This window comes from Pantoea sp. GM01, assembly GCF_000282675.1.
Taxonomy (GTDB): domain Bacteria; phylum Pseudomonadota; class Gammaproteobacteria; order Enterobacterales; family Enterobacteriaceae; genus Pantoea; species Pantoea nemavictus.
Genome location: NZ_AKIU01000005.1, coordinates 1 through 16,363 on the forward strand (window position 1 = coordinate 1; position 16,363 = coordinate 16,363).

The following is a 16,363-nucleotide window of genomic DNA, read 5'->3' on the forward strand; positions in this document are numbered from 1 at the left end:
ACAAAGTCCGCTTCTCGCTCTTAGCGGACATTAGCTTCACGTCAGTCCGTTTTGTGCCAGAAGCGGCCTTTACGATTTCGCGCAAAATTGAAGCCAGCCACTGGCTGTCAGGCCAGTGCGATCAGATTGATCATGATGACACTTAATGCCAGACCGATCAGAATGAGGCCTGAAACACGCTCCAACCAGGGCAATATCTGTGAAAAGTATTTCAGTATGACACGGTTGCCAATGAAGATAGCTATCAGTAAATCCCACAGCAGCACAATGCTGAACATCCATACGCCATAGACGACCTTCAGACTAATCACGGTTGTACCGCCAATAAGCGTGGCCAGACTGACATAAAAGAGTGCATTTTTTGGATTGAGAATACCGGATAAAAATCCCATGCTGAACTCACGGCAGTGTCTCCATACGCCAGCAGACTCTGTGTCTGAGCCATGTTTTTTTACATTGTATTCAGAAACAGAGTTTGCTCCTGCAAAGCGAATAAAAAGCACACCGATATAGAGCAGATAAGCACAGCCCGTGAGCTGAATAACGATGAAGCTGATGCTGTCAGGTCTAAACAGCGTGATACCGCTCAAGGCGGCAAGAATGAGCACCCCGTTCGCTATCGCTATTCCCAGACAGACATTCGCAGCGTGACGCCATCCGGCTCTGACTGAAGTACGTGCCACGAGAAAAAAGTCCGGACCGGGCGACAGCAACGCCAAAAAATGCGCTATTGCCACAAAAAGAAATTGCTGCATCACAGTTGTACCCTCTTAAAAAATTTTTAACAGGGTGCCCAACCCGCGCAGGATTGTATTGAAAAAAATTGCAACGTGTCAGGGTCGGTAGCAGCCTGGCGTTACGCCGGTATGCGCCTTGAATACGCGCTGAAAATGACTCTGGTCAGCGAAGCCCAGCCGGTAAGCAATATCGGTGATTCCATGGCCTGACAGAAGCCAGCGACGCGCCTGATTAATACGTACATTCAGCTGGTAAGCGTGCGGCGTCATTCCGGTCGCCGTGCGAAACGTCCTGATAAGTTGATAACGACACATGCCTGAGAGATTTGCCAGCTCCATTAAAGACCACGGCTGCCGTTCGGTCTGCTTTAATGCTTCAATTACCCTTTGTAACGCCTGGCTGACCTCAGATGTCATGGCAGGAAACGCCTCCATCAGCCTGACACCGCGTTCACAGTCGCCGGTAAATTCTATCAGCGCTACCGCTTTATCTTCAGCACTCGCAGTTGAAAACAGCGTGGTATTAAGCTCACAGAAACGATGGTAGAGGTCCGCGTTATCAGTTATCCGAACTTCATTTTCACTGATGAAGCCACCTGATATATCGGCCATTTCGGCAACTAAAGCACTTAACCACGCAGCATCCAGATGCAGCATTTGATAACTCCAGTGCTGATCGGGCAAGGGATTACAGGAATGAACAACGTTGGCCGGGATAAAAACCATCATTCCTGGCCGCAAAGAACAAGAGCCATCTGCCGCTCCTGTGAACAGGCTGGCACCCGCATCAACTGCGCCAATAGAAAAAGTGGGATGACTGTGTGGCTTATAACAAGCGCGGCTGTGACAGGCACGACGACTTTCCATAAAAACCAGAGATGGATCGCGCCAGAATTCTGTCAGAGTATCTCAGGTGTTACTCTCACAATCCTGGCTGGAAGAGTGTGTGGGCCTGCTGATCATGCCGTTTTATCCTGATGTAGGCTGGCGTGAGCATGCCAGCGTGGGATGAGTGTAGACACGATACCATTTACCTTTTGCGGATTATGCTCTCTTTTAAGAAAGCAACTTCCCGATGCCGCAACGATTTATCGATAGCGGATAACCGTTGCACTTATGGCATTCACGACTTTGAAGGTCGTGCGACGCATAAATCCCTGCAAGCTGAAGATGTTGCTCATGATGTTAATTGGTGTCCAGACGATAAGCTCATCAGGTTGAAAATACGGTTCTGAAGAGGGGCCAAGGGAGAACAATAAGGCGTGAATTTAAATGTACGGAAAGTGCCAGAAGCGGACGTTTAAAAGATACTCTTTGCTACAAAACTAACCTGCTCAAGATTAAATTAAATCCATTAGTTAAAAACCAGTATTACTACTGATCGTTGTCTTAAATACCGGAGCAGGTCACCGGAGGTTATGTGTCATTGCAGAGTATTGAAATCGTGCCTCGCCTACTGCCGGACGTTCGCGCAGGCAGGAAGCGTCATTCCATTCGATGGCGGGAACGCGAAATTGTGCCGGGCCCTATGCTTTACGTAAACGTGCAGGATGTCTTTGACACGGTCATGGTGTGTGTCACGCACGTCGAAAAAATGCCGCTTTTTGACGTTGCGGCCAGGCTTGGAAAAAGTGCTGAATGGCCTGATGCTGAACTGTTGGAAGGGATGCGTGAGCACTACCCGCCCATTGAGATGGATTCAGAGGTTACGGTCATCCACCATTTAGCGCCTGCGGCGTATGTTTAATCTTTATAGGCGTCATAGTTAGAACAGCATGGTAGATTCAGTTGTTAAAACTCAGCTGAGGATAGTGAATGTTCAACATTTCAGAAGTCGAAAAAGGGAATTCTGACCTGACGTGGTTGGTTAGCGAGCTCGATGCCTTTCAGAGCGAACTGTATCCTACAGAAAGTAACCACTGCCTAGATTTTTCAGCAGTCAGTGGCGAGCAACTCCGATGCGTGATCGTACGTGATGAAGGAAATGCACCTGCAGGTTGTGGTGCTTTGCTATTTCACGAAGACGGCTCAGCCGAGATTAAGCGGGTTTACATTCGACCGGAATACCGGGGAAGGAAGCTTGGGGAGAAGATAGTCAGTGCAATTGAGGTGATTGCTTCAGAAAAGAAATCGCGGCTGTTGCAGCTTGAAACAGGGATTCACCAGCAACCGGCTATAGCGCTATATCGCAGGTGCGGATACGAGATATGCGATGCATTTCCCCCGTATAAAGCAGATCCGTTGAGTGTTTTTATGCGCAAAGAGCTTCCTTAACTTAAAGCTGTTATACAGTCAAGGAAGCGCGCTACAGAACTGTTATATTAAATATGAGCGCTAGGCATGGTCAGTCCTGTTACAGACCTCAACGACCTCAAATTCTTCTGCGACAAGCTCCATGTTGTCAGCGTAAAAGCCAGCTCTGGTAAAAAAGGCTTTATGCTCAGATCTCCAGTATTCGAGGCTCAAATCTCCTTCGCCTTCTTTGCGGGCTAATTCCTCAGTAACGTCAGAGAAGCGAACCAGACGCATTGAAGTCATTCTGATGACGCATACCGGCTCATCCCGACCGTCGAGGATAATATTGTGACTGCCTATTCTTGGTGGCGATTTTTCTGCCAAGTATGAGGCCAAAGAACCACAGGATGCGGTTTTAATCCCTTTCATAACCAAGTCCGCCAGCTCGTTAGCCATGTCAGCATTGTCTCCGATCTGCCAAGCCTGGGAACCCGGATATTTCGCCTTTAGAGCATCAACTAAATTCATAATAAAATCCTTTTGCAGCAACCGTTTGGTGGTTGAAGTTAGCACAGATTCATTGAATTCGTTTCTGGAGTGGTATGTTTAATGTGGCGTAACATCCCTATCCCCAGAATTTTGACGTCTGCTGTTCGCTCATAGATGACATCGGTCTTTCAGTCAGTCCACTTTGTGCCTAAAGCGAGCATTTTAATTTCAGCGTGTTAAATTTGAACGCTGCTATCGTTTGTTTAAAAAAGGATTTAACAAGTGAAAACCGACTGGCATAGTTCTTCATTAACACGTTCTACAATCGTGGATAAAGACTACAAAAACACACAAAACGTTCGCCGTTTCATGGTGGATGAGTGCGGTCCAGATTTCCGGTTTGATCGCGAGTTTATGGCCTGGATTCGAGATGACGTACCAAAAAATCTGGGTGATGTGGTTGATGAGTGGAAGCGCAGACATCCACTTTAGGGTACGAACGTCTGCTCCTCGCTCAAAGCGGACGTCCTATCCGATCCAGATTTAATCGATTGTAGCGGCGTGAATAACTAAAGCCTGCATTACACAGGCTTTGGTTTTAGGCGACTAAAGATATTTTTTGAACGAAGCAGTTGTAACCGTAATGGTAAGCCCCAGCATTAACGCTGCGGGCAGCAGCAGAAGGTTTGGATAGACCGCAGAAGGCCAGGAGAGGTAGGCCATCACTGGCAGATACACAGCCGGTTTAATCAACCTTTTTGCGCGATGGTACAGAAAAGATGACTCGTAACCGGCACCAAACCGACGCAGATCACGACGGCCAAGCCCTTCTACCACGGCGACGCATATAACCAGTACGAACAGCGGAACAGAAAGGGCAATGATAGTGACACGGATCAGCGTCACGATAGAGACATATATCGTTGCCAGCATGTACTGCTGCAGATAATTCCCCAGCCAGCTGCTGGCACCCTTAAGATTGCGCGATACCTCATTGCCGCTGTTCATCTCTGCCTGATATTTTTCCTGTATCCAGCCGATGATCCCACTGTCCACAAACGCCCACTGCCAGGCATCCGTTATCCAGCGCGTCACCGTCGCAGCCGGCTCGGAAAGCAGCAGGCTGCGGGTAAAATCAGAAGACAGATAGCCAAACTCGGTATTCATCACCGCCTGGCTGTGCGCTGCTCCCATTTCAGGCCAGAAGAACGCAATCCCGGCATATTCAATGACAAGGCTCACCATCAGTGAAGCCAGGATCACGCCAACGAGTTTCCACGGCCAGCCCCAGACCAGGTTGTAGAGCAGGCCGTGCTCACGCGGTTGCGCGGGGTGCTGCTGCGGATATTGCTGCGGTGCGGTACGACGAGCCTCAGCCATTGTTATCTCCCTTCACTGGCGCAGCTGCTGAACTGCGGCTGTCCCACCACCCTTCACTGCTGTGATAATTCCGGCGCATCTCTTCTGCAAGACGCGCGATGTTCTCAGGCATATGCACGTCACCTGCATCACCCGCCGGCAGCGGCATACGAATTTTCCAGAGCTGACCACCCTCAAGCAGCGCAAATGCCTGACCTTTAGGCAGCGTGACAATGTCGGCAGGTTCAAGCAGTGGCACTTTAATGGTGCCGACGCGATCCTGGGTGCTGGAGGTAAAATCGTGATTGACGGTGACGTCAGCTGAATCCTGATGACCTGAGACCAGCGTTTTACTGTAGATTTCAACCTGCGGCAGCTGTGAGGTCAGCAGCTCTGCCGTCCGGTTTTCTCTCACGCGCAGCATGATCTGGTTGTTGAAGTTACCCTGAACCTGTGAGGTTTTGGCCGCGCTCCCGATCCGGGCTTCAATATCAGATGAGGTCTGCGTATAGGCTGTCACCTGCATGCCAGCCCCGCCGCCTTTATTGATGAGTGGGATAAACTCATTGCCCATCAGTTCGTTGAATTCATCGCAGTGCAGGTTAATAGGGTCCTTGCCCTCTTTTGAACCCGGCAGGCCGCCGTTGATACCGTGCTTGTAGATGTGCCCGGCCACGCTCACCAGATCGGCAAACATGCTGTTACCTACGGCGCTGGCAACCTCGCTGTCGCTGAGCGCATCAAGCCCCACGTAAACGATGCCTTTTTTACGGATAACCTGCTCCCAGTCAAAAATAGGGCGCGGATCTTCCATATTCAGATAATCGGGAGACAGCAGCTCCGCCGTTTTACCGGTGGTCAGTTTTTCCAGCAGCGGCAGCAGTGACGCCACAATTTTGTCAAAGTAGGTACGGTCATAGCGTACTGCAGAGCGCAACCCGTCAAGTATCGGGTCATACAGCGCGTTTCCTGCGTCCGAACTCAGCGCTACTTCAACGGCCCAAATCCGGATAGCTTCAGGCTGCCCCTGCATGTTGCGCGGCACGTCGTCCTCACTGAACGCGTTGGCATTGTTCTCGATCTGGCTGTTCAGTTCGGGCAGTTTCTCGGTAATGATTTTTTCGGCGTAACGCAGATACAGGTCGGCGATGTTGTTAACGTAGCGGGTAATAAGGGTGTAATCCGGGCGTTCACCTAAAGCAACCAGCGCCCGGGCAACGATATTCACGAACCGCCAGGCAAACTCGCGAAACGCTGCGCTGTTACCTTCGCCGCTGAGCTGGCCGGCAACGCGGGTAGCGACTTCTGATACGCGGCCGAAGCGCCCTACGGCGTTATACCGCGCGGAAATATCAGGCCAGCCCAGGTGGAAAACGGTCAGCTCATCGCCCCGGCCTGCCCGGTGCGCTTCCGCCCAGACCCTTTTCAGCAGGTCCGCATCACCTTTCGGATCAAACACGATGGTGACGTCACCACGACGTATATCCTGAGTGATTAACAGCTCAGCGAGGCGCGTTTTGCCCACGCGGGTTGTACCGTAGACAACCGTGTGACCGACCCGCTCACGTAGATCGAGCGTAACGTCAGTTTCATCCGGTTCAATGCCGTGTACGGCCGGATTACCGCCAACCGGGGGAAGCGGGCGAACCGGATTGACTGGCGTATCGGCACTGAGCAGTCTGCCGATCGCCGGTAAACTGCTTTCTGTCGCTTCCTCTAACTGGCGGGCAAGCTGATACAACTTCGACGGCTTAAGGTAGTGGGCCACTTCCGGGCGCAGCGTATCGCGCAGGCGCTGGGTGTGTTTCTGGGTCCAGCGAAACCCACGGCCCAGAAAAAGCCGGCGTTTACTGACGGGGATCTGTTTTGACGTCATGACGTAGCGCGGTAAACGGCGAAGATTGCGGCGGTAGCGAATGACCTGTATTCCCTGACGCGCGCGTATGGCAGAAAGCACGGCGAATCCGCCGGCGGTGACGTAGCTGACGGAGGGTGCCAGGGCGACTGCCCAGGGCGCTGTCACGCAGACGATGGCGGCAGTGCCCGCTGCGACCGCTGTATTCAGCTCCACAGCCGGGCGCAGAAGGGCTTCAATTACGTATTTATCACTCACAAAGAAAACTCCTTTAAGGCTTTACCTGCCAGCAGAGCCAGAAGGCGTTGTCCGCTGATAATCATCAGTTGCTGTGAACCGCTGCTGAAATCCCTGCTTTTCTGGCTGGTCCTGCCGGTATGAATAAACAGACCGCGCTGCCCCATGCGCGTCAGCAGCGCGTCAAAGTCCTGAACGCGCGCCGCCGCGATCTCCCGGCTGTAGCGTTTGGCCTGAATCAGCCAGCACTCACCGTTAATGTGTACCCGGCCATCCAGTCCGCCGTCGCCGCTGTATGACGCATTGCGCTGTACGGCATAGCCCTGACGCTCAAATGCCAGCAGCAGTAACTCCTCAAAGACGTAGGGATTAATTTTGCGCAGATAGCTCATGCGCTGCCCGTCTCCGCTGAGCTGGCGAAGGCGGGTATAGACGCGTTCTGCCGTGGCGCGATAACGGCGGTGCCGCCGCTCGCTGGCCGACTGCCGGCGAAAGCGCCAGAGCAGAAAGATAATCACGGCCAGCAGGACGGCCAGGAGAACCGGATTTGCCATCAGCAGTGCCGCGACGTAAGGAGCTGATATCACTGCCCTACCTCCTGAGACAGGCCGCTGTCCGTGATAAGTACGGGGTAATGGGTCAGCTGCAGGCGGCGCGCAAGTTCAGATCCCGATGAGGGGGCCAGCTGAAGACCGGGCGCGAGACCGCGCAGAGATTTCAGCGATGCCAGGCTTTCAACGTTCACAACGAGGCCGGCTGCATTTCTGGCCGAAAGCTGCTGTGCGTTCTGCTGCAGCCACTGCCGTGAATAGCTGTCATCACCCATGATAAACAGCGCTCCGATGCCCGGCAGCTGCAGCGCCCGGGGGGTCACGTTTCCGGGGGAAAGTTCTGGCGTAATAACGGGCAGCATGGCCGCTTCCCCCTGTTCAGGAGCTACAGCAGGCGCAGGCGGCGTATCCTGGCGGTTTACGGCCTCGAAAATAGCCTGCGTGCTCTGTCCGCCCAGGTCTGCAATGACGTTGAGCTCAGCCAGTGCGGCTGGCGAAAAGGCGATAAATGCGGTAACGATGAGGTTTTTCAGATTCATGATCACTGACTCCGTGGATCTATCCAGACAAGGCCGTTATCCGGCACCGATGCGGACGCTGTCTGTTCAACTGCGGTAGCCGCCGGCAGATGCGGCGAGGACTGGAGCATGGCGAGCTTGCTTTTAACGAAAGCGCGATAGCGGGCTGCGGGTGCGCCGCCTGCGGGATGGTGATAACAACCGGCTGCATCGAGCCAGCTTCCGGGTTTGCGGTCCCAGCACTCACGCAGGATGGCGGCAGCGGCGTTGAGATTCACGTAAGGATCCAGCGCCTCCCAGGTTGACGTAAAGCGCTGGCCGTTCCAGCCGAGATTAACCTGGGCGATACCGACATCGATGCGCTTCAGTGAGTTCGTTTTCATGAACACCTGCAGCGCCTGCCATGCTTCAAGACGGGTTTTATAGCGATAGCCCTTACCCGCGACGTTGAGGGTCCACGGCCACGGGCGTTCGCCCTGCGGCAACCTGCGCGATGATTCCTGCAGGCTGACGGAGTAGAGCGATTCCGGCGGCACGCTGTGAGCCTGCGCCACGCGCACGTATCCCTCCGGAACGGTTTGTTTACCACCGGCGAACGTGGAAAATGAAAGCAGCAGCAGCGCCGCTCCGGTCAGAATGCAGCGAGTTGCCATCCGTCTTCCCCCTGCTGCAGAACGACCGGCATGATGCCGTTACCGAACCGCATCCAGCGACCGCCGTCGTGATTCAGTGTGATCTGACGGCTGCGCACCCTGTCCAGCGGAATGTGATGGTCTTTTGCCCAGCCGCGAAGTTTCCCGTCATCGCCCTGGCTGTCCACAAGGTAGATATCAACCGGCCTGTTATCGGCTAATACCGCTGCCAGCCGGGCGTCACACTGCCCGCAGCCCGCTGACTTAATGAACAGCGCCAGCCGCCCGCCGGTGTCGTGCGCAATGCCGGCTGCGTTGCCCATATTTACCGCAAGCGTTTCCGGATAGAGCCGCTTCCATGCAGCGGTAACTTCGCGCTGGAAATCCAGCTCTTTTTGCGTACGCGCAAACTCTTCCTTTACCCATTTCTCAGCATACTGACGACGCTCAGCCTGGCTCCGCGCCTCGATACCCAGCGCTGACAACGGATCCAGACCCGGTGACTGAATGCCGCGCGGACCGTTCATCAGCGACTGAAAGCGCTGATAATCGTCCTGACTCAGCCCCCACTGACCGGCCTGCTGTTTCAGATCCTGCACGCTGCTTTGCTGCACGCTCTGAGCCGGCGCATCCACCGGTTCGCCCCTGGAATTCTGAACATGAACGCTGGCCTGCGCAGAGCAGCAGAGCATAATCGTTGCAAGACTGGCTATTTTTAGCTTCATATCATCTCCGTTAGCGAACGTTGATAGTCGTTAAGCGTCCGTTTACGCGAAATTGCGCCTGCCCGTAGCCGGCGTGAACAAGTGTCCAGCCATTAACGGTCTGGCCTTCGCCGATCAGGCGGATTTCAGCCAGCGAGCTGAATCCCGACGGCGCGATGGCCGCAAACGACTCCGTGCCCCGCTTTTCAACGCCGGTCAGTACAAATGGCGCTTTGCGGGCCACGGTTTTGACTGCACGGTGCGGCTTAGCGGGTGCCGGCTTTTTTACAGGCGTTGCCGCTTTGGCTTCAGCTGTGGCCTGTTGGGCTTTCTGAGGCGGGTGCTGCATTGCGGTAACTGACTGTTCCAGTGCAGCCTGACGGCTCTGCAGTGCAGTCTGCGAATCATTCAGCTCATCGATCGAATGGCGAACCTGACCGACTGCTTCAGATAAGCCTCTGGCAGACCAGGCTTCGAGAGATTTACGGACCGCATCGAGCTGAACCTGCTGCCTTTTTATCGCTTCGGCCTGCGTGTTGATGTTTGCCTGGAGAGGTTCCAGATCGGTTTTAGCCAGTGCCTGGGTGTAAACCACGTTTTGCTGCTTCTCGACGTAGCTGAGACGGTTTTCCTGCGACACACCGGCGCGAAGCGATATGAATGCGAGACCAAGCGCGGCAACGGAAAGCGTGGTCAGTCCTATAGCCGGCAGCCGGCGTTTGACGGCGCTAAACCTGCCGCCTGATGACGGAACAACGTCATCAGCGTTTTCGTGAGGGAAGGAAGTTTCTGTGGTCATTTTGTCAGCCACCCTCCGTGAGCAGGCTGGGCCTGAATGGGACGAGGGGCGATCGCTTGAGAGGAACTGGCAGAAGATGGAGCGCCTGCAGCCGGTGCGTAGGCGCTGGAAGGACGCGGCGGCAGCTGTGTCACGGGCAACTGATAACCGGCGCGCAGGCTGTGACAGACCACACGCTGTACGTCATCCACTTCAAGCTCCCATGCCGGGCCCGCCAGTACCTGCAGCGCGGTGCGAAGACGCATCGGGCCGAGCTGGAACTGGACTGCCGGCAGCGGCTGACGGTATAACACGCCGTTAGCCGGACCGGTCTGACAAAGCGAATAGCCGGACTGCTTCAGGGCATAGCGCATGGCGTCAGCCACGGTTGGCTGCACTGATGAGGGGATGCGGACGTCAATAATCTGGGAGAGAGGGTCGCGCTGCACCGCCTGCGGATCCGTGCTGACCAGCAGGTAGCGATCGTAGCGAACCACTTCCGGCGTCCGCGCATATACATCATCAGCGGATGCCTGGATATTGCGGGATACGCTGACCGGGGCAACCGGTTCAGCAGGTGCCCGCTCCTGCAGCTTCTGGGGCTGCTGAACGCACCCCGCCAGCAGCGCAAGCGGTAAAGCGGCAAAGACGGCGTTAAATTTCATCTGAAAAGTTCCTGTACAGTGAGAACAGGCTTCACTGTGCGCAACTCTTCGGCATGCTTCTATCAACAACTCTTTTTGCGATTTCAAAAAAAAAACGCCGACCGGAGTCAGCGTTTTTTAATCAGCACCTTCAGGCGACCTGATGAGGCGGGTGCGTTACATCACCGCGCCCCTGTAACAGGCCATCGATTGAGATATCTTCGTCCAGTGCGTCCCAGTGGATACCACGGGGAGACAGTTCGTAATCTTTCAGCTGTTCGGCAGACGCGTTGCGAAGCCGGGGAAACCATGAAAGCGGTACGCCGATTATCCGCTCGTCCGAGAGTTCGACCCACATAATGTGATGATCGAACCGAACGTTCTTAGCTGAAATAATCATTCCAGGCCTCCAGAAGCATGGGTTGGTGTTGCCTTATCACTGTCATCAGCTCTTTTACCGTCCGGGAGTCAAATCCATCGTTACTTGCCAGTTTTACAACCGGCTCCAGCCAGAATTTTGCTTCTGTACCGGCCTTTATCACATGAATGTGAGCAGGTTCGCGCGGATTGCCTTCGTTGGAGTAGAAAAAGAACCGAAAACCGTTCAGCCGTAGTATGGCAGGCATCGTCAGTAACCTTTAAAGGATTATGGTGAAATTTAGTGCAGCGGTCAAAACGCAGCGGAGGGTCAGAGAGAGAATGAAGCGTGTTTCGCCATGCCGTAACCGTGTCCGAGGAACGGTATGTCATCATCCCATTCTCCAGCAGGCTGCGACTGTGGCGCTGGCTGCTGAGGCGTGGGCTGGCCGGCATTGTTACGCTGCGAACCACGATTTCCTTTTCCGTTATTTCCACTGTTTTTCTGTTGCGGAGCGGGATCAGGCTGTGACGGCGGCTGCTGAGGCTGTCCCCGGTTGCCACTGTACTGCTGCTGGTCGCTGTTTTGTGTACGGCCACCTAACATCTGCAGAGTGCCGCCAACGTTCACGACGACCTCCGTCGAGTATTTGTCCTGCCCGCTCTGATCCTGCCACTTGCGGGTGCGCAGCTGACCCTCAATGTAGACCTGAGAACCTTTACGAAGGTATTCGCCGGCAACTTCTGCAAGCTTGCCAAACAGCACAACGCGATGCCATTCGGTGATTTCACGATTTTCGCCGGTCTGCTTATCACGCCATGACTCCGACGTTGCCAGTGAAATGTTAGCGACAGCGCCGCCGTTAGGCATGTAGCGGATTTCCGGATCCTGACCGAGATTGCCAACGAGAATGACTTTGTTTACGCCACGTGAGGACATAAGTATGCTCCTTATGAGGGGAAGCCTGCTCAGAAGAGAGCAGGCTATGGTGAACAATCAGAATGAGTTTTCTGCGTAGGATTGCTGCTGGGAAGCGGCGCTCTGCGCATGCTGCGGTTCGGCGCGTTCAGTCTTGAAGACCATGTCCTGGCCTATCTTGATCCAGTCCACCTTGATCAGGCGGGCTTTCAGACTGACGCGGCTTTCACCTGCGTGCTCACCATTTTTCAGCTGAAAAATGTCCGTTGATGGGTTGCTCAGAACAAAGCCAATCAGCACTTTCTTATCCTCATCCACCGCTTTCTGGCAGCGGTTTATGAGGCTGCTGGCTTCTTTGCCGGCAACGGTGACGTCAAAACGCACATAAGAAGGGCTGTCGCTCGGACCTGACAGTGCGTTAATAACGCAGCTGATAAAGGTGCCGGACTGAGCGTTAACCTGGCGAACGTTGCTGAGATAGCCCAGTCCGTTGATGGTCAGGTTGAAGTAGTCTTTAGATTTACCGGTGTTACTGGCATTAGAGGTGTTGTTTACAGACATGATGTTTTCTCCATGGAGGTCAAATTTGGTTCGACGGAGAAAACTTCTGCCCGGACGGGAGAAGTATTCCCGTCGGGGAGTCAGAATCAGCTAAATTCTGACTGTCTTGATAGTTGAATGTACCTTCATCGCCAGGCAGTAGGAGCCGTGATTGACGATATCTGCTTCCAAAGGCGGGCAGATTTACCACACTGATGTGTTCTCCCTTGCAGGCTACAGGAGTGTTATGTTCAGCCACCCGAAGGCGATTCTCTCAGGCCGGTGAATCATTGGTGGTCGTCAGAGACGACGGACAAGCACGTTTATTTTTAAGCCAAATTTCACGACTGTCAACCTTTCTGGCTCTGCAGATTTAGGGTAGCCGGCGCAGAAGCCGGACTTTTCCGGCCTTTACCAGTGCCCCGGCTTTTCCCCGCAGCCTGGCGTCGGGTTTTACGGTTTGTCTCACCAACAATTCCCTTACAGTCAGGGTACTTCACACAGCCCCAGAATTTACCTTCCTTACTCTTACGCTGATGGGTCTTTCCGCCACACAGCGGGCAGACAGGGCCGACCGGAATCGTGACCTTAAAGGCAGTGTCCCGCCCTTTTTCGACCAGATGCCGGGTCCACTGGCTTTGCTTTTGCATAAAATCACTGAGCCCGCTTTTTCCCTGGGCAATGTCATCCAGCGCCTGCTCCCACAGGGCCGTCATGCCCGGACTGGTCAGCGTCTCTGGCAAAGCAGCGATCAGCTCCCGCGCCATCTGCGTGGCAATGATGAATTTCCCTTTTTTCTCCAGGAAGCCCCGTTTAAACAGCGTTTCCAGCACGCCGCTGCGCGTTGCTTCCGTACCGAGTCCCGCGTTATCGCGGAGCACCTTCCTGAGCTGGGGATCCGTGACCAGGCTGGCGGCGTTTTTCATGGCGGCAATAAGCGTTCCTTCCGTGTGGTGCGGCGGCGCTTTTGTCACATTATCTTTGACGTCTGCACCGGTGACGCTGCAGACATTGCCCTGTTCCAGCACGGGCAGCTGCGCGGCAGATTCCTTATCACCCTCTTCCTCTTCAGCCAGCTCCCCTCTGAACAGGGATTTCCACCCGGCATGAACCATCACGCGACCGCGCGTGCGGAAAAGCTGATTACCGATATTGAAGGTGGCATCCGTCACATCGGATTCCTGCAGCGGCATAAACTGAGCCAGATAGTGCAGGCGGATTAGAGAGTAGACTTTGAGCTCTTTTGCGTTCAGCTTTGCTATGTCGAATGGCTGTCGCGTCGGAATAATGGCGTGGTGCGCAGTAATTTTCTTGTCGTTCCAGACGCGCGAAGTAAATGCGGTATCAAGTCGGGAAAGCTCGCTGCCGATAGCTGGATCAGAATGCTGTACAGCCTGGAGAACGTCATTGACCTCTTCCCGCATTGATACCGGCAGATAACCGCAGTCTGTTCGCGGATAGGTCGTCGCTTTGTGCGTTTCATACAGCGACTGGGCTATAGACAGCACCTCATTAGCGCCGAAACCCCATTTCCTGTTGCAGGCTTCCTGAAGATTGCCGAGGGAAAAACAGAGTGGTGCTGGCGTTTTAGCACGCTTTTTCTCAACGGAAATCACGCTGCCGTTCCCGGCTTTCAGGCAGAGCTGCTGAACGGCCTGTGCAATCTGCTGATTTACGCACCGCTTTTCATCATCACAGTATTGCTCCGCAGCAACCCATTCAGCCTCAAAACGGACACCGTCTTTTTCAAGCTGCGCTCTGACTTTCCACCAGGGCTTTGGTGTGAAGCCGGCAATTTCAAGATCCCGGTTAACCACTATAGCGAGCGTGGGCGTCTGCACCCTGCCCACGGAAAACACCTCCGATAACCCGACTTCACCGGCCTTAAGGGTATAAAGCCGCGTCAGGTTCATCCCGATAAGCCAGTCCGCACGCGAGCGGCCAATACCTGCCTGATACAGTTTTTCGGTCTTGTCGCCTGACAGCATTTCACTGAGGGCTTTTTTGATGCTGGCTTCATCCAGCGCGGAAAGCCACAGCCGGCGCACGGCACCGGTATAATTGCAGTAATCCATCAGCTCACGCGCGATCACCTCACCTTCGCGATCGGCATCGGTGGCTATGACTACCTCACTGGCCTGTTTCAGCAGTTTTTTGATAACGCCAAACTGATCGGCAGTGTCTTTCTTGACGGTCATCTGCCAGCGGTCCGGGATGATCGGCAGCACCTCAGTGCGCCACGGGCGACCAAACTGCTCGTCATAGGTTTCGGGCGTGGCCGTTTCCAGCAGATGGCCTATTGCCCACGTGACCGTAATATTACCACCGGTAATACACCCCTGGCCGCGCTGGCTGACGCCCAGCACGCGGGCAATATCTTTGGCCTGAGAGGGTTTTTCACATAGATAAAGCTGCATGCCGGCCTCCGGTTTTAGCGTGCCTGACCAGAAGCAACCTGGCGGACCTGAGACATAACGTTGTTGAACGCGCTGCCGGTAAGGTGCGATGCCACGGGTGATTTGTATGTCACATATACCCGCGTACCGGAACCGTTCTTTTCAAGCTCAATATCCATATGGTCGTTGTCACCCACGTCGCTGCCCATACGATAGGAGCTCCCCGGAACGGCTTCCCACACTGGATGGGCATCCTCAATGGCAGCGGCACTCCAGCGGCTGTTATGATCTCTGGAGCGAATACGTTCAATTTCATCCGCACTCACATAGCCATAGTGGCGCTTTAATCTCGCGGCGGCCGTGTCTATATCAACCGGCACGCTAAACTGTTTGTTGACACTTTTCCCGCCAGATGATGATGCTTTTGTCAGTACAGGCATACCGTTGCCGGAATCCATGGAATCCGAATCGCTGCCGCGCAGGGTTTTACTGATACTGAAAGCAGTATCGCTGATATTTTTGTTGATGCTGTAAAAGTCAGTGCCGGCACAACCGCTGAGAAGGGCGCAGATAACGCCCGAAGTAATCATCCGGTTCAAATTAATTGTCCTCTGGGGTCACGGCCCTAAGTGGAGAGAATGAAGAGCGCTTTTTACCCGACATAACGCTAGGATCGGGCTCGCCCAGACGCTCGATAGCAGCCAGACCCCGCGCCGTTTTATGGCGAATATCCTCGTATGTCACCGGCACGGTCCGGTAATTCTGAATCAATCCGTATACGACCCGTATCGCTTTACTGCCTTTTTCCAGAAACTGGTCGCGCTGTGCACGGGAAACCATGCCGTAGTGGAACGCCCGGAAGGCTTTCAGCGCCAGCTGGTCGTAATGCACTAACAGCCAGACACAGCGATAGCCCAGAGGTGATCGACTAAACACATCGAGGTTCAACGGCTCGGAGGAAGTTACGTCTGAAATGGTGATACCGGCGGGAACGCAAGACGTAATGTTATCGATAATCCTCACCTGCTCTTCAACCTTGTCAGTCGCCAGCTTAATGGCCTCTTCAAGATTGACCAGCAACTCATCACCATAGGGGTTGCCGGCCGCAGCATCACGTCCGGCGAACCCTGCCCGCGAAATCGCTTCCGGCATCCCCAGAATTTTGGGGCGTTTTTCAGCCTTTGATTTCTCATCTGATCGATTACGCCCTTCCCAGAGCCTGATTGCATAATGCGAGTGCAGCTCGACAGTCAGCGTAGATACTAATCCGCCAGATCGCCGGGACGCTGTTTGAGGGGTTGTCTGTTCGGCCATAGCTGTCTCCTGATTGGCAAAGGCTTTCGTAAGTTAAGTGGCGATCCTCATTCCTGAGAGGACCGTAAACAATTCGAAATCAGATATTCGAAACGTAA

21 protein-coding genes are annotated in these 16,363 nt (G+C 54.1%); 3 read left to right on the forward strand and 18 right to left on the reverse strand.

Going from position 1 to position 16,363, the window contains the following annotated elements; all coding sequences use genetic code 11:
• Positions 1-107: 107 nt before the first annotated feature.
• Together PMI17_RS01630 and PMI17_RS01635 are read right to left on the reverse strand one after the other, a co-directional pair.
• Positions 108-755 (reverse strand): LysE family translocator, encoded by a 648-nt coding sequence (locus PMI17_RS01630; protein ID WP_007885423.1) that lies wholly within the window; start codon positions 753-755, stop codon positions 108-110.
• Positions 756-833: 78 nt separating this feature from the next.
• Complete coding sequence (locus PMI17_RS01635; protein WP_081496517.1) at positions 834-1,604, reverse strand: AraC family transcriptional regulator; 771 nt, start codon at positions 1,602-1,604, stop codon at positions 834-836.
• Between the two features lie 553 nt (positions 1,605-2,157).
• Between PMI17_RS01635 and PMI17_RS01640 the strand changes: the two genes are divergently transcribed.
• Complete coding sequence (locus PMI17_RS01640; RefSeq protein ID WP_007885425.1) at positions 2,158-2,484, forward strand: hypothetical protein; 327 nt, start codon at positions 2,158-2,160, stop codon at positions 2,482-2,484.
• Between the two features lie 68 nt (positions 2,485-2,552).
• Positions 2,553-3,011, forward strand: a complete 459-nt coding sequence (locus tag PMI17_RS01645) for a GNAT family N-acetyltransferase (RefSeq protein ID WP_007885426.1) — start codon at positions 2,553-2,555, stop codon at positions 3,009-3,011.
• A gap of 60 nt (positions 3,012-3,071) precedes the next feature.
• Here PMI17_RS01645 and PMI17_RS01650 read toward each other — a convergent pair whose 3' ends face one another.
• The gene (locus PMI17_RS01650) at positions 3,072-3,500 is read right to left on the reverse strand and encodes an ASCH domain-containing protein (RefSeq protein ID WP_007885427.1); all 429 of its coding nucleotides are present in this window, start codon (positions 3,498-3,500) and stop codon (positions 3,072-3,074) included.
• A 243-nt stretch (positions 3,501-3,743) separates the two neighbouring features.
• Between PMI17_RS01650 and PMI17_RS01655 the strand changes: the two genes are divergently transcribed.
• Positions 3,744-3,953 (forward strand): DUF6434 domain-containing protein, encoded by a 210-nt coding sequence (locus PMI17_RS01655; protein WP_007885428.1) that lies wholly within the window; start codon positions 3,744-3,746, stop codon positions 3,951-3,953.
• Positions 3,954-4,067: 114 nt separating this feature from the next.
• Here the strand turns inward: PMI17_RS01655 and PMI17_RS01660 are convergent, their stop codons facing one another.
• The 15 genes from PMI17_RS01660 to PMI17_RS01730 form a co-directional block, all read right to left on the reverse strand.
• Positions 4,068-4,841: a TIGR03747 family integrating conjugative element membrane protein gene (locus PMI17_RS01660; protein ID WP_007885429.1), complete on the reverse strand. Its 774-nt coding sequence runs from the start codon at positions 4,839-4,841 to the stop codon at positions 4,068-4,070.
• Complete coding sequence (traD, locus tag PMI17_RS01665) at positions 4,834-6,933, reverse strand: type IV conjugative transfer system coupling protein TraD (protein ID WP_007885430.1); 2,100 nt, start codon at positions 6,931-6,933, stop codon at positions 4,834-4,836. Before traD ends, PMI17_RS01660 begins: the two co-directional genes overlap by 8 nt.
• Positions 6,930-7,499, reverse strand: coding sequence for a restriction endonuclease (locus tag PMI17_RS01670; RefSeq protein ID WP_007885431.1), 570 nt, complete (start codon positions 7,497-7,499; stop codon positions 6,930-6,932). The genes traD and PMI17_RS01670 overlap by 4 nt, the downstream gene beginning before the upstream one ends.
• Positions 7,496-8,002 carry an integrating conjugative element protein gene (locus PMI17_RS01675; protein ID WP_007885432.1) on the reverse strand — a complete coding sequence of 169 codons (507 nt, stop codon included), beginning with the start codon at positions 8,000-8,002 and terminating at the stop codon, positions 7,496-7,498. The genes PMI17_RS01670 and PMI17_RS01675 overlap by 4 nt, the downstream gene beginning before the upstream one ends.
• A gap of 2 nt (positions 8,003-8,004) precedes the next feature.
• On the reverse strand, positions 8,005-8,634 hold the full coding sequence (locus PMI17_RS01680; RefSeq protein WP_007885434.1) for a lytic transglycosylase domain-containing protein: 630 nt from the start codon (positions 8,632-8,634) through the stop codon (positions 8,005-8,007).
• Positions 8,613-9,338 (reverse strand): TIGR03759 family integrating conjugative element protein, encoded by a 726-nt coding sequence (locus tag PMI17_RS01685; RefSeq protein WP_007885435.1) that lies wholly within the window; start codon positions 9,336-9,338, stop codon positions 8,613-8,615. The genes PMI17_RS01680 and PMI17_RS01685 overlap by 22 nt, the downstream gene beginning before the upstream one ends.
• Before the next feature lie 10 nt (positions 9,339-9,348).
• Positions 9,349-10,116: a hypothetical protein gene (locus tag PMI17_RS01690; RefSeq protein WP_007885436.1), complete on the reverse strand. Its 768-nt coding sequence runs from the start codon at positions 10,114-10,116 to the stop codon at positions 9,349-9,351.
• The gene (locus tag PMI17_RS01695; protein WP_007885437.1) at positions 10,113-10,760 is read right to left on the reverse strand and encodes a PilL N-terminal domain-containing protein; all 648 of its coding nucleotides are present in this window, start codon (positions 10,758-10,760) and stop codon (positions 10,113-10,115) included. The genes PMI17_RS01690 and PMI17_RS01695 overlap by 4 nt, the downstream gene beginning before the upstream one ends.
• Positions 10,761-10,890: 130 nt before the next feature.
• Positions 10,891-11,139 carry a DUF2442 domain-containing protein gene (locus PMI17_RS01700; RefSeq protein ID WP_007885438.1) on the reverse strand — a complete coding sequence of 83 codons (249 nt, stop codon included), beginning with the start codon at positions 11,137-11,139 and terminating at the stop codon, positions 10,891-10,893.
• Complete coding sequence (locus PMI17_RS01705) at positions 11,123-11,365, reverse strand: DUF4160 domain-containing protein (protein WP_007885439.1); 243 nt, start codon at positions 11,363-11,365, stop codon at positions 11,123-11,125. Before PMI17_RS01705 ends, PMI17_RS01700 begins: the two co-directional genes overlap by 17 nt.
• A gap of 62 nt (positions 11,366-11,427) precedes the next feature.
• Complete coding sequence (locus PMI17_RS01710; RefSeq protein WP_007885440.1) at positions 11,428-12,036, reverse strand: single-stranded DNA-binding protein; 609 nt, start codon at positions 12,034-12,036, stop codon at positions 11,428-11,430.
• A 57-nt stretch (positions 12,037-12,093) separates the two neighbouring features.
• Positions 12,094-12,576: an STY4534 family ICE replication protein gene (locus PMI17_RS01715; RefSeq protein WP_007885441.1), complete on the reverse strand. Its 483-nt coding sequence runs from the start codon at positions 12,574-12,576 to the stop codon at positions 12,094-12,096.
• Between the two features lie 329 nt (positions 12,577-12,905).
• Positions 12,906-14,972 (reverse strand): DNA topoisomerase III, encoded by a 2,067-nt coding sequence (locus PMI17_RS01720; protein ID WP_007885442.1) that lies wholly within the window; start codon positions 14,970-14,972, stop codon positions 12,906-12,908.
• A gap of 14 nt (positions 14,973-14,986) precedes the next feature.
• Entirely contained in the window at positions 14,987-15,541 is a 555-nt protein-coding gene (locus tag PMI17_RS01725; RefSeq protein WP_036619935.1) for a hypothetical protein, read from the reverse strand.
• 10 nt (positions 15,542-15,551) lie between these two features.
• The gene (locus PMI17_RS01730; protein WP_007885446.1) at positions 15,552-16,265 is read right to left on the reverse strand and encodes a PFL_4669 family integrating conjugative element protein; all 714 of its coding nucleotides are present in this window, start codon (positions 16,263-16,265) and stop codon (positions 15,552-15,554) included.
• Positions 16,266-16,363: the final 98 nt, after the last annotated feature.